Source organism: Robiginitalea insularis (assembly GCF_052497835.1).
On sequence record NZ_CP199296.1, the window covers coordinates 3,222,956 to 3,236,279 of the forward strand.

At 46.2% G+C, this 13,324-nt stretch carries 12 protein-coding genes; 1 reads left to right on the forward strand and 11 read right to left on the reverse strand.

The genetic code is table 11. The annotated features are described in order from the left end of the window. Positions 1 to 5: 5 nt before the first annotated feature. The 9 genes from ACT6NV_RS14575 to ACT6NV_RS14615 all read right to left on the reverse strand — a co-directional run bounded on the left by ACT6NV_RS14575 (position 6) and on the right by ACT6NV_RS14615 (position 9,504). Positions 6 to 1,967, reverse strand: coding sequence for a sensor histidine kinase (locus tag ACT6NV_RS14575; RefSeq protein WP_445385166.1), 1,962 nt, complete (start codon positions 1,965 to 1,967; stop codon positions 6 to 8). Positions 1,968 to 2,541: 574 nt separating this feature from the next. Further along, positions 2,542 to 3,300, reverse strand: coding sequence for a LytR/AlgR family response regulator transcription factor (locus ACT6NV_RS14580; RefSeq protein WP_445385167.1), 759 nt, complete (start codon positions 3,298 to 3,300; stop codon positions 2,542 to 2,544). Between the two features lie 38 nt (positions 3,301 to 3,338). Beyond that, on the reverse strand, positions 3,339 to 4,247 hold the full coding sequence (menA, locus tag ACT6NV_RS14585; protein WP_445385168.1) for a 1,4-dihydroxy-2-naphthoate octaprenyltransferase: 909 nt from the start codon (positions 4,245 to 4,247) through the stop codon (positions 3,339 to 3,341). Positions 4,248 to 4,249: 2 nt separating this feature from the next. Further along, positions 4,250 to 4,846: an SPOR domain-containing protein gene (locus ACT6NV_RS14590; protein WP_445385169.1), complete on the reverse strand. Its 597-nt coding sequence runs from the start codon at positions 4,844 to 4,846 to the stop codon at positions 4,250 to 4,252. Positions 4,847 to 4,976: 130 nt separating this feature from the next. Beyond that, on the reverse strand, positions 4,977 to 5,807 hold the full coding sequence (locus ACT6NV_RS14595; RefSeq protein WP_445385170.1) for a CvfB family protein: 831 nt from the start codon (positions 5,805 to 5,807) through the stop codon (positions 4,977 to 4,979). Between the two features lie 48 nt (positions 5,808 to 5,855). Further along, positions 5,856 to 6,197, reverse strand: a complete 342-nt coding sequence (locus ACT6NV_RS14600; RefSeq protein ID WP_445385171.1) for a DUF2853 family protein — start codon at positions 6,195 to 6,197, stop codon at positions 5,856 to 5,858. 29 nt (positions 6,198 to 6,226) lie between these two features. Beyond that, positions 6,227 to 7,981, reverse strand: coding sequence for a 2-succinyl-5-enolpyruvyl-6-hydroxy-3-cyclohexene-1-carboxylate synthase (menD, locus tag ACT6NV_RS14605; RefSeq protein WP_445385172.1), 1,755 nt, complete (start codon positions 7,979 to 7,981; stop codon positions 6,227 to 6,229). 49 nt (positions 7,982 to 8,030) lie between these two features. Continuing rightward, positions 8,031 to 9,101: a chorismate-binding protein gene (locus tag ACT6NV_RS14610; protein ID WP_445385173.1), complete on the reverse strand. Its 1,071-nt coding sequence runs from the start codon at positions 9,099 to 9,101 to the stop codon at positions 8,031 to 8,033. Beyond that, the gene (locus ACT6NV_RS14615; protein WP_445385174.1) at positions 9,082 to 9,504 is read right to left on the reverse strand and encodes a PaaI family thioesterase; all 423 of its coding nucleotides are present in this window, start codon (positions 9,502 to 9,504) and stop codon (positions 9,082 to 9,084) included. The genes ACT6NV_RS14610 and ACT6NV_RS14615 overlap by 20 nt, the downstream gene beginning before the upstream one ends. 70 nt (positions 9,505 to 9,574) lie before the next feature. Here ACT6NV_RS14615 and ACT6NV_RS14620 point away from each other — a divergent pair, with 70 nt between their 5' ends. Next, positions 9,575 to 10,210, forward strand: a complete 636-nt coding sequence (locus tag ACT6NV_RS14620; RefSeq protein WP_445385175.1) for an alpha/beta hydrolase — start codon at positions 9,575 to 9,577, stop codon at positions 10,208 to 10,210. 23 nt (positions 10,211 to 10,233) lie between these two features. Here the strand turns inward: ACT6NV_RS14620 and ACT6NV_RS14625 are convergent, their stop codons facing one another. Both ACT6NV_RS14625 and dnaK read right to left on the reverse strand, forming a co-directional pair. Then, entirely contained in the window at positions 10,234 to 11,193 is a 960-nt protein-coding gene (locus ACT6NV_RS14625) for a hypothetical protein (RefSeq protein WP_445385176.1), read from the reverse strand. Positions 11,194 to 11,303: 110 nt separating this feature from the next. After that, on the reverse strand, positions 11,304 to 13,211 hold the full coding sequence (dnaK, locus tag ACT6NV_RS14630; RefSeq protein ID WP_445385177.1) for a molecular chaperone DnaK: 1,908 nt from the start codon (positions 13,209 to 13,211) through the stop codon (positions 11,304 to 11,306). Positions 13,212 to 13,324: the final 113 nt, after the last annotated feature.

Below are 13,324 nucleotides of genomic sequence, written 5' to 3' on the forward strand. Positions count from 1 at the left end.
CAAAGTTATTTAAAATTAAACCAAAAACGAACTCCGTCAGCATTCCGGTCTATATTCAGGGTAGATTGCAGTTGGTTTACAAGCCGCCTCATCAGGCGGATACCCATGGATTCGTTCTCCCGGTCGGAGACGTCATCGGGCATCCCGATCCCATTGTCTGTGTATTCAAAGAACCCGCCATCGCCATTTTTGCGAATATGGATATAGATCTTTCCATTGGCATCGTCTTCTGGGAAGGCGTATTTAAACGAGTTGGAAACCAGTTCATTGAGGATCAGTCCAAAAGGAATGGCCCGGTCGATATCCAGTTCCACCCCTTCGGCATCTATAGTGATGTTGATGTTGTGCCCGCCCTTTTTAAAAACGGATTGTACGCTGTTGATCAGGCTTTCGATGTACCCCTGCATTTCAATCACTGAAAGGTCATCGTTCTGATAGAGTTTCTGGTGGATAAGGGCCATCGCCTTAACCCGGGTCTTCCCCTCTTCCAGGGCCTCAATGGCGGCTTTGCTTCGGGTATTCTTGGTTTGAAGGCTGAGCAGGCTGGATACCATCTGCAGGTTGTTTTTCACCCGGTGGTGAATTTCTTTTAGCAGCGAGTCTTTCTCCGTAAGGGAATTTTCAATAATATGCTTTTGTTCCGCAATCAGGCGCTGGTTTTTGATACTCTTGAGATAGGCGTATACCAGACCGGCAAATCCAAGCAGCGTAAATACCAACGAGATGAAAACCAGGTTGGTCCGCATGTCCTTAGCCTTTAATTCTGCCTTGCGCTCCTCCAGCTGCTTGCGCTGGTCGTCAATCATCTGCCTGGAGTTATCCAGCTCTTCGTTGGCTACTATGGCGAGCATTTGCTGCCTGCGGATTGTAGACTCCTTGTCATTGATGGAATCCTGCAGGCGGACATTTCGTTTCAGGTAAAGGGACTGGTTACGGTAATCCCCCATGGCGTCGTAATACGCAGCCAACAAACCGTTGCGCTCCAGTACCAGCTTGGGTTTGGAAATGTCCCAGGGACGATCCAGGTATTCCTTGGCTTTTCGCAGATTTCCCAGTTCCATATGTGCGAGGGCCAGATAGAGTGTGTTTTCAAAGATCTCGGCACGGTAAATTACCTTATGCTGCTCGTTTAATATTCCAATACCGTTTTCCAGGAAGGGTAATGCCTCTTCGTATTGGGTAAGCAATACATGGGCCTTTCCGATATTCCCTTCAATAAAGCCATTCAGCAGTTTGGCCTGGCTTATTTCGGATTCGGTCTTTACGGTGGTCATGTCGTTATTGTACACCACGATATAACCCTGTGCCTGCTTAAAATAAGAGAGTGCCGAAGCCGCAGATTTGTCCATCAACAGGAATTTTCCAACTTCATTATGGTAGGCAGCCTGCTCGTAAAGGTTGGTGTTGTCTATGGTCTTTTTCTTGTCATAGATATAGTCCTCCATGGCCTTGCGATACAGACCCAGGTTGGCATATATATCGTAAAAGTAAACCTGGTCAGTTAGTCCGAGTTCCTTCTTTTTCTTTCGAATCTCGACCTGTTTATCGTAGAGTTGCAACTGTCCGTAATTCTGATCCATTAAGTCCAGAAGCAGCAACAGCATATCGGATTCTTCATCCGTAGTTTTGGTGTAAAGCTCGTTGGCGATGGAAACACTTTGCTGAAAACTTCCCAAATCGTAATAAAGCTGTGCCCGCATCATTTCAAATGCCTTGATGGCTGCGGTGTCTTTGTTGCGGGTAGCTTCACTCAGATCGGCATTAACCCGGTCCATCCAGTCGTAAGCCGAATTTTCTTCATATCGATTTGAGGTTTCAAAAAAGAATTTGAATTTCTCCAAAGCAGAGGGCTGTTCTTCGAAAGCCCGAAGCGGGTCTTCCACCTGGAATGAGTCATCCTGTGCCCATACAATAGTAGTGCCGCAGCAAAGCATGGCCAGTAAGAAGTAAATGATCCTGATTTTCATGGATTGTTGCCCTAAGTTCAATCTTCCGGATAGTTGATGCCCGTTTCTTTTAATTTTCAAACTTACCTATTTCTAACGCGTTTCACTATTATTTGTTGTAAATCCGGGCCATAGTGTTGTAAGGTTTGCAAGTAGTGTATCCACGGGTGTTTTTGGAAATCCCGTACCAACAAAAAAGGCCATGTGAAAACCACATAGCCTTTCTATTAACAAAGTAAGATTTGGGATCTGACTTCTTGTTGAGCCAAAAATAATCGGAAACGCCAAGGTCCGGCGCAAATTGTTGTGTAGTGCCCCAAAGTTGTTGTGAACATCCCTGATTCTGTTATTTCGCCCTGAATGAAGGACTGGAAAGGACAGTTGACATTTTTAAAATTAAAAAGAGCCCTACCCTGAAGGATAAGACTCTTTTACGAGAACACTATATGAAAATGAAAAAATTAATTCTTTTAAGAACACTTCAAATATAGGGCGAGCATAGCCAGGGCACCAACTAAATGTTGTGAACCCTGCCAATAGTGTTGTGAAATGCAAGGATTGGATAATTTGACCGTAAAACAGGGAGTGAAGAACCCTATGAATTCATTGCGGAAATGATGAATTCCTTAAAGTCCTTCGAAATCGGGATCAGGTTTTTGTTAATGAGGATATCCTTTGAATTGATGGCCTCAATATGGTCTACGTTTACAATATAGGATTTATGGGCCCTATAGAATTTGTTTCTCGGAAGTTTCTCAAGGTAGTCCTTTAGAGGCGAGCGTACCAGAAATTTCTTGTCTGCTGTGTTCACTTCCAAATACACATTGTCTGCCTTGATAAACTGGATGTCTTCGAACTGTATCCGGTAATAAAGGTGTTGCTTTTTAACAAAGATGGAATCCTTAAGGACGGAGTTGGAACTCATTCCGTCTGCTACTTCAGCATTATCTTCAGTACTGCTCTGGTTTTTTGTCCCATAAATGAAATTGGATAAGGCAATTTCTATGGAGGTGTACAGGTCCTGTTGTTCAAATGGCTTTACGAGATAGCCGTTAGGTTGTACGGTTTTGGCGTTTTCAACGGTAGCCCGGTCTGAGTTGGAGGTGACAAAAATAAAGGGGATATCGTAATTATCCCGGATATGTTTCCCAAGGTCAATTCCGGTTTTATCAGAGGCCAGGATGATATCTATCAGCACAAGGTCCACCTCTTTGGTTTTCAGGACTTCTTCGGCCTGTTCGTAAACGATTACATTGTCTACAATCTCATAGCCTATCTCCTCCAGCATGGATTGCATGTCATCAGCAATAATCACATTGTCTTCAACAATGAGAATCTTTATCGGTCGTTCCAAGGTAAATAGGGTTTAGTTAAGGTTATTCCTGATCAAATTTACAAAAAATAATTATTCACAAGATATATGATTAAGGCCATCGCGAAGGTACTCAGCGCAACTTTTTTTAATTCCGGGTCCAGTTTATTCGGATTTTGTATTCTGTATATCTGAATCAGGTGCCTTCCTATGATCAGGAATGGAAGCAGGCATAAACTATAGATTAAAGGCTTATCCTGCAGGAAAATAAATATCACCATTGCGCTGAACGCCAGGAGGCAAAGCGCAAAATGGTAAACCAGGCCTTTTTGAAATCCCCACTGCACCACCAAAGTCCGTTTTCCGGAATTCCGGTCATTTTCTATGTCCCTCAGATTATTCAGATTGAGTACGGCCGTACTCAGAGTTCCCACGGCAATTGCCGGTAAAACAGCTTCCCAGTTAAAGGTCTTGGTATAGAGGAAAAGGGTTCCCAGAACACTGAGTAATCCAAAAAAAAGGAATACAAAAAGATCTCCAAGTCCCCGGTACCCGTAGGCGTTATCACCAACTGTATAGTTAACGGCAGCCCATATGGCCAGAGCGCCCAGGCCGGCAAAAAGAAGGAAATACGAAAACAGCTCTCCCTCAAAGGCCCTTAGGAGTGTGAGCAGGGTGAGTACCCCGCTGATGCCCGCCATGATCACAATTCCTCTTTTAAGTTGTGAGCGGCTCAGGGCCCCGCTTTGAAGGACACGCTTCGGGCCGATCCGCAAGTCATTATCGGTGCCTTTTACTCCGTCCCCGTAGTCATTGGCAAAATTTGAAATAACCTGGTAAGCAAGGGTGGTAAGAAGGGTTAGTACAAATAATAGGATGTCAGAATACCCATAACCATTGGCAATTCCGGTACCTGCCAGCACGCCGGCCACCGAAAGCGGTAAGGTCCTTAATCGGGCTGCCCTGAGCCACGTCCTAAGTGTATGCAAGCTTACTGTGGTTGTTCGATTTGAATGCGTTTACCATCCTGATAGGAAGCGACAAAGGCATCCTTAAAGCCCATGGATACTAATTCTTTGCGGAAATTCTGGGCTGCTTCCAACGTTTCAAAATTCCCCAGCGAATAGGCGTAAAAGGGATTTGTCTTTACGAACATGGTATTGGTAAGTGTTTCCGGTGCCAGATTGATATTGTTCTCGACAAATGCCTTGATCTGAACCGAATAAATTTTCTCTTTTTCAAGAAAGCTTTTAGCCAGGTAGAATTCCTTTACCAGGCTGAGTTCCTGATTTTGCTGCTGCAGATTGCGCAAGCGATCCTTGAAGGCATCCAGACTGTCTATGGAAACCAGTGCCATATCCTCATTCTTCTGTTTACTTGAAGCCAGCCCTGCTGAGAAAGAGGTTATTGCCAGGGTGCCAATCAGAAACAATACGGTTACCCCTGCAAAGATATTCCGCTGAATCTTGGACCTGCGCAGTTCCTTGTTCTTGAATTTGATCTGATCCAACAAGCGCTCATTGATGATCTGAGCCTTGTCGATATCCTTGTGCAGTTCCAGTAAATCGCTTTCTTCTATAAAAGGCATGTGCAGCTTATTTTAGTTCCATATGGGGTAAATGTAATTAAATTGCTCATATCCAACAAACTAATTCTAAGTGGATATAGCTCCAATTTAAAGGTACGCAAGTGAAGTCTAAAAAGCCCTTGTTAAGTGATTAGAGCAGTCTTATAAAATTATCTCCCAATTCAATCTTGCGCTCCCGGTATAGTGCTCCTACTCCTTTTTTAAACATCTTCTTACTCATGCCCAGATGTGACTTTATTGCCTCAGGGCTGGCCTTGTCATGCAAGGGGAGTGTCCCTCCTGCCTCCTGCAGGGCCTCGTAAATCGTATTGGCTGCAGGTTCCAGACTTCTGTATCCCTGTGGCCGCAATACCACATCAATTTTCCCGTCCGGACGGATATGTTTTATGTATCCCGGAAGGCTGTCCCCTACCTTCAGGGGTTGGAAAACCTGGTTCTTAAATACCAGCCCCAATTGTTTGTTATTGATGACTACCTCGAAACCCAGTTCCGTTTCCCGATATACCAGCAATGCAACTTTTTCCCCCATTTCCAATCCTTCTCCCGAAGCCTTAAGAAAGCGATCCAGGCGGGAAGAGGCGGTCAGCCGAAAAGATTTCGGGTCCATGTAACAATACACCACATAGCGTTTTCCCTTTACCATGGGTTCCACCTGTTCGCGAAAGGGGACAAAAAGATGCTTTTCCAGGCCCCAGTCCAGAAAGGCTCCGAATTCATTTACATCCGCTACCTCAAGAAAAGCAGCAGTATTCCGGGTAATAAAGGGCCGCAGGGTTGTGGCCACTGGTCTCTCCTCGTGATCCAGGTAGCAAAAAACCTCTATGCTGTCACCTATATTGAAGGTATCGGGAATGTACTTGTTTGGCAGCAAAAGATCATCTACTTCCTCATCCCCCAGGAATAAGCCCACACTGGTGCTTCTTAAAATGGTCAGGGTATTGTAGTTCCCAAGTTCAATCATATCTCAGAAAGTATCTCGCCTTCAGGCTACCGGGGTGATTCCCGGTTTTTATTGATATACTGCTTCTTTATTAAATCTGCGGGCCAGCATGTAATAAATGACTGCCCTGTGCTTATTACGTACCGAAGCCCCGTACTGCTCCATTACTTCATTTATAGCCTGCATCAATTCCGGACTGTCTTCCAAACCGAGTTTTGCAATCAGAAAATTCTGCTTAACCCGTTCCAACTCCGTCTGATCAGAACCAGAAACCTTGGATGCGTCATTCTTGTAAATGGATGGCCCCAGGCCAATGGTAACTTTTTTCAGAAAGGGCAGGTCCGGCTCCTGTCCGAATTTGGAGCGGATATGCTCAGCGTATTGTTCAATCAGTAGTTCTCGCTTATTCATTATGGCTTGTTATCGATAGCTCCCCAAAGTTAAGACAAGTAATCAAAGTAGCCGAGCAATACTTTATCATTGAGCTTGCGGGGGGTCCTGATTTCGAGTAAGGCGGGCCTGCCTTTCGGTTTAAAAAATGATTTCAGGGCTTTTTCAAGGCTCTCGGCAGAATCTGCCATTTCATAGTGCAGGCCGTGCATTTCGCAAAGGGGCTGCAACGGGCTTTCCTGAACTGTTTCAAAAAAAGTTTCAAAATCCTCAGAATCTTCTTTCCCGGGCAGAATCCGGAAAATCCCACCCCCTTCATTGTTCAAAACCAGGATTCTGAAATCTTCCCTGAGATACTGGTTCCATAATCCATTGGCGTCATAGCGGAAACTGAGATCACCACTGATCAATACGGTTGGGAATTCGTTTTTCAGGGCAGCACCCACCGCTGTGGAAGTACTGCCCTCTATCCCACTGGTGCCGCGATTGCAATAGACCGGATTCGAGGGGTCGGAATCAAACAGCTGGGCATAGCGTACGGTAGAACTGTTTGCCAGCTGTATCTGCCAGTTTGCAGGTATCTGCCGGCTAATTAGTTCAAAGGCTTTCATGTCCGTAAACGGGATTTTGTCCAGGTATTGCTTGCGCTTTTCCCTGTAAGCAGAACGAAACCCCTCCCAATAGGGGCGGTAATCGCTGACCACTGCCTTGGTTTCGGGCAGGAAAGCTTTCATAAAAAGGCCTGGGCTGTACGCCAGTTTCCTTTTGAGGCAGTAAAAGGTATCAGGAGCGGTAAGCGGGCTCAAATGCCAGTGCTCAGAAGGGGCGTAACGGCGCAGGAATTGTTTGATTTTCTTTGAGACAATCATCCCCCCCATGGTCAACAATAGCTCGGGTTGCAATTTTTTGAATTGCTCCTCCTTATCCTTGCGAAGTTCCAATGGGCCCATAATGCTGTCAATACTTGGAAAGAAGTCCGGATGTTGCAGATTGGAGGTGGTTTCGGTAAAAACCAGGACAGAGGGGTCTGCCGCAAGGGCCTGCAACTGGGACTCGCTAAGCAAGCCCGGGCTGCTATCCCCTATCAGTATCATTTTCCGGGATGCCTTATTCCAGGCCCGGGCCAGCTCATCCAGCTGCGGAATTTGAGAATCTTCTTTTCGAAAGGGCTGATATTCGGGGTTTACTGAAGGCGTATCGGCACAATCGTAAAGCGGTTCTTCAAAGGGCAGATTCAAATGTACCGGCAGGCGATCAGCAAAAGCCGTATGCAAGGCCTTTTGAATGCTTTTTTCATTTTTCCCTTGCAGCTGTTGTTGCTGTTTTTCCAGCTCGGCCTGGCCTGAGGGAGGGTTGCTGTTTCCCCATTGTATTTTGGCTGTGGCGTGAGTGAGATCCTGAAGCAAACTGTCCTGAAAGCCTATATGGTTCGCAAAAACGCCGGCCTGCCGTATGGTTTGCCCGTCACCGATGTCAATTTTATAGGGAGGGCGATCTGCGGATAGCACCACCAATGGAATCCGGCTGTAATACGCCTCAGCAATGGCGGGGTAATAATTGAGCAGTGCACTGCCTGAGGTACATACCAGCGCAGCCGGAACGCCAGACTGCTGGCTCATTCCGAGTGCGAAAAAGGCAGCACTTCGCTCGTCTACAATGCTCAGGCATTCAAAAAAAGGATCAGATGTAAAACCCTTTATAAGCGGGGCATTACGTGAACCAGGGGAGATTATAATTTTGTTTATCCCAGCGGATTTGCACATCAAAACCACTGTCTGGGCTAGCGGTATACTGGAGTATTTCATAAGCGCTGCAAAGGTACAAAGCAGCTGTGGCTTACCCCAATTTTCATCCTTAATTCTTTAGGATTGTAAGCATGGTCCGGCTCTTTGCCCGGGTCTCTTCATACTCATCTTCAGGACGGGATTCTGAGGTTATTCCGCCCCCCACATATATTTGTGCCTTCCCATCGCGGATCTGCATACACCTCAGGTTCACATAACATTGAAAAGCATCGCTTTTTTCCAGGCCTATATCGCCTAAATACCCGGTGTAATATTGCCTGTCAAACCCTTCGTGTTTGGTAATAAATCTCAGGGCCTCCCCTTTTGGGATTCCGCAAACGGCAGGGGTCGGGTGAAGTGCAGATAGCAATTCAAAAGCATATGCCTCAGATAATTCCGCCTTAATGGGTGTATAAAGGTGCCATAAGTTTCCAGCCCGGAAATCAGTGGTTTTCCCGACAACAGGGGTTCCCCCTATGTGGCGGATACGGTTTGTGATATAATCCGTAACGATTTGTTGTTCTCGCTTCTCTTTGGCAGTCCAAACCGGCTCAGCACCACCTTCTGCAGCGCATGTACCCGCAAGAGCAGAGGTTTTGATCTCTCCATCCGCATATGCGAGCAGCAACTCCGGGCTTGCCCCCATCCAGGTACCTGCCAGGGGGTGATACCACAGGTAACAAAAGGCCTGTGAATATTTTGCCAGCAGCGTTTCATAGCTGTCTGTCAGATCTGCCTGCATGGGTACCGAAAGCGCTCTGCCGAGTACTACTTTCTCCAGGCTCCCTGTGCGAAGGCTTAGCAGAGCTGTTTGGAGCATCTGCAGATGCCTTTGCCGTCCGCCGTTCTGAGGTTCTGCTTCCGATAAGTCAACGGGGATAGAATTGTCGGGGGCATTCGATACGTAATAACGGTCTGCACGGGTAAATACGGCCGGGCTGTCAGAAGCAGGGAAGGGTACAAATACAAACCCTCCCGAGCGGTTCTCCGGGAAATCCAGTAATTCCGGGCTGTCCTGCATCAGGGCATGCACTGTATTTTCTCCGGGTTTCCGATAGAGTACTAAAGGCAATTCCGCTGTTAACTGAGCAGCAACCAACTTTCGCAGCTCAGGGTATTTTTTAGGCTTTGGGGAGGGCAATGGTAGTTAGTTTACATAGTGAAATGAGTTGATCCTCTGCATTGGTCACGCGTATTTCCCAGAGTTGTGTAGTACGGCCCTTATGAATGATTACAGCCTTTGCAATAACATATCCTTCACTAATACTTTTTATGTGATTAGCAGCTATTTCAATTCCGCGTACAAAGAATTTCTGGCCATCGAGAAAAATATAAGAGGCTGCGCTGGCCACGCTTTCTGCCAGGGCGACCGTAGCCCCGCCATGAAGCACGCCATCGGGCTGGTGTACTTTAGGAGTGACCGGCATACGCGCAGTGAGGAAATTTTCACCTACATCCGTGAACTCTATGTCCAGGGTTTGCATCAGGGTATTTTCGCAGGCCTTGTTGCAAACCTCCAGTATTTTTTCTTTGTATTGCTCCATGCATTTAAGATTTTTGCAAAGGTAATCAAACAATAGTGTTTCTGCTGCTGAGACCTAACCGCCCTATCCTATGGAAAAACAACTGACTTATAAAACAACAAATAGTTATTCAGTCCTCAATGAGCGTACGGACCAGACGCTGCGCACCTGGGTGGTTTTTCATGGAATCGGATATCTCTCGAGATACTTTTTAAAATATTTCAGGGACCTCCCCCCGGCCGAAAACTTTATTCTGGCCCCTCAGGCCCCTTCCCTGTATTACCTGAATGATTCCTATAAACACGTTGGGGCGTGCTGGCTTACGCGGGAACAGACGCATGAGCAAATGCAAAACCTGCTCCATTACCTGGACCAGCTCTGGGAGCAGGAGGGGCTTGCGCAAACCCCTGAACTCATTTTAATGGGGTATTCACAGGGGGTCTCGGTTTTAAGCCGGTGGATGGTATCACGGAAAATAAGCTGCAGCCAGTTGATACTGTGGGCCGGCAGGGTTCCTGAGGAATTAAACCCGGATGCTTTCATTTACCTGCCTGAAGGGGTAAAAATACAATATGTTTATGGTGAAAATGATCCGTATATAGCAGGCCTGGACACAGAAAAACTAAGAAAGCGATTGCGTCTTTTATTTGGAGAGCGCCTCCAGATTAAAACCTTTGGCGGGGGCCATGAAATCAGGAAGGAAGTATTGGCCGAACTGATCTCCTGATAATGCCGTAAAGCTGCCTTTTCTCAATTCTTTGGCGGTTCAGGTTCGGGGACCTCTTTCTTGAAATATTCAATTTTACGCCTTTCCACGCTATTTTCGGGCTGGATAATCTTCCGGATCCAGTTGGCAGGTTCCTGCCCGTCCATCTGGTAAATAAATTTCCGAACTTCTGCTTCCCGCTTCTCGCTTTTGGACACTTCCTCTGAAGCGTAGGTAGTTGTTTCGGTTTCGGTAAAGCCTTCGGCATTGTAGCTAATAGAAAGGGTTTTAAGGGGTCTGAAGGTGTTTTTAAGGGAATCGAATTCAAAATATACCCGACTGAGCAGGCGTCCTCTGGAGTCCAGGCGGCTTTCCTGGGCCTTTACCGGGTGTCCGGCATCGTATTCCTTTTGCAATTCTATTTTCTCACTTTTGCCGTTTTTGGGTTTGACCGATACCCTTATTGATTTTTGCAACTGCCCGTTCTGTATATAACTGGTGGTCTCCTCGTCTTTATAAATTTCATAGGTAAGAGTGGTCTCATCAGTACCTTCCTCCCGGCTGCGAACGATTCGTTGCAGTCTGTCGGCCGTGCTGAAAAAATAATCGACACGTTCCTGAAATGCCTGATCATACGAAATGATTTTTTCCGTCAGCCTTTTATTTTCAGAGGTATCCCGCTCGTAAATATGGGCTATGGAAGTCTGGTCTTCAAATTCGCCATTGCGATATACCTCATCGCGGCGCTCTTTTAACAATCCGTCCTGAAAGCGATAGTAGGTTATATCGTAATCCCCCTCATTGTAGCGGGTCAGCGATTTTTGTAAACGACCTTTCTTATCGAATTCAAAAGTTTCCTCCCCATAAGCGGTTTGCACCACACATTTTTTTACAGGCCCCCTGAGTTCAAAATCCGAAAGTGTAAAAGATTCTGGCAATTGCGCCTCTAAAGGGCAATAAGAAAGCAAGCAAACCAAAAAAAGGAACCCGAACTTATGTTTCATATTGTAAAATTAAACGATCTGCCCTTAGGTCGGAAACAAAAGCTGTACCAAAATAAAAAGGGGTGGATTAAATCCACCCCTTTTTGCTCAACCGAATCGTAACGGTTTTCTTATTTCACTTCCTCGAAGTCTACATCTTCAACATTGTCGCCTTCTTTGGGCTCTCCTGAAGAGGCAGTGTCCTGGCCATTCTGGGGTCCGGCCTGCTGCGCATCTGCCTGTGCCTTGTACATCTCTTCTGAAGCCACTTTCCAGGCTTCATTGATCTTATCAAGGGCCGGCTGTATTACAGCAAGGTCTTTTCCTTCATAGGCCTTTTTTAGTTCTTCAAGGGCATCTTCAATAGGCTTCTTCTTGTCTTCGGACAATTTATCTCCGAATTCACTGAGTTGCTTCTCAGTCTGAAAGATCATACTGTCTGCTTCATTGAGCTTGTCAGCCTGTTCTTTGGCCATCTTGTCTGCCTCTGCATTTGCTTCCGCCTCTGCTTTCATCCGTTTGATTTCTTCTTCAGTAAGCCCTGAAGAAGCTTCTATACGAATATCCTGGGATTTTCCAGTGGCTTTATCCGTTGCAGATACTTTAATGATACCGTTTGCATCTATATCAAAGGTTACCTCTATCTGAGGCGTTCCCCTTGGGGCAGGTGGAATTCCATCCAGGTGGAACCTTCCAATGGTCTTGTTGTCTGCCGCCATTGGCCTTTCTCCCTGAAGCACATGGATTTCAACAGATGGCTGGTTGTCCGCAGCCGTTGAAAATATCTGTGATTTCTTGGTAGGGATAGTAGTGTTGGCATCTATCAACTTGGTCATCACTCCTCCCATGGTTTCTATACCGAGGGACAAGGGGGTTACGTCCAGTAAGAGAACATCTTTAACATCTCCGGTAAGTACCCCGCCCTGAATGGCTGCACCAATAGCTACCACTTCATCCGGGTTTACTCCTTTTGAAGGCTTTTTACCAAAGAATTTCTCCACGGCTTCCTGTACAGCAGGAATCCGGGTAGAACCACCTACCAGTATGATTTCGTCTATATCACTTTTTGAAAGCCCGGCCGCCTTGAGCGCTGCAGAACAAGGCTCAATGGTACGCTTAACCAAATCCTCAATCAGTTGTTCGAATTTGGATCGAGACAGGCTTCGCACCAGGTGCTTGGGTCCTGAAGCTGTGGCGGTAACATAGGGCAAGTTGATCTCCGTGGTGGAAGATGATGAAAGCTCAATTTTGGCTTTTTCAGCAGCTTCCCGCAGGCGTTGCAGCGCCATGGCATCTTTCCTCAGATCTATACCCTCATCCTTGTTAAATTCTGCTGCCAGCCAGTCAATGATTTTCTGGTCTACATCATCTCCTCCAAGGTGTGTATCTCCATCAGTTGCAAGTACTTCAAATACCCCGTCTCCTAATTCGAGAATAGAGACGTCATGGGTACCACCACCAAAGTCAAAAACCACGATTTTCTGATCGGTGCTTTTCTTATCCAAACCGTATGCCAGAGAGGCAGCAGTTGGTTCATTGATGATACGCTCTACCTTCAGGCCGGCAATCTCACCTGCTTCCTTGGTAGCCTGACGCTGGGAGTCATTGAAGTATGCAGGAACTGTAATTACAGCACTGCTCACAGATTGTCCCAGGTAATCCTCAGCCGTTTTCTTCATTTTCTGAAGGATCATAGCCGATAATTCCTGAGGTGTGTACAAACGCCCGTCTATATCTACCCTCGGGGTATCGTTATCTCCCTTTACAACCTTATAAGGAACGCGTTCCGCCTCAGCTTTGGATTCGGAATACTTGTTCCCCATAAATCGCTTAATGGAGTAAATGGTCTTATTCGGGTTGGTAACCGCCTGTCGCTTGGCAGGGTCCCCCACCTTGATTTCGCCCCCTTCAACAAAGGCGATAACGGAAGGAGTAGTTCGTTTCCCTTCGGCATTAGGAATAACCACTGGCTCGTTCCCTTCCATAACGGAAACGCAGGAGTTCGTGGTCCCTAAGTCTATTCCAATTATTTTGCTCATTATGTTTGAATTATTATTAGTGTACGTTTTCAATCGCTTAGCTAATGTCAAACAATATGCCATTGCAGGAAACCTGACATAGTGTCATTAATTTTTAATTGAAAATGTTTGGC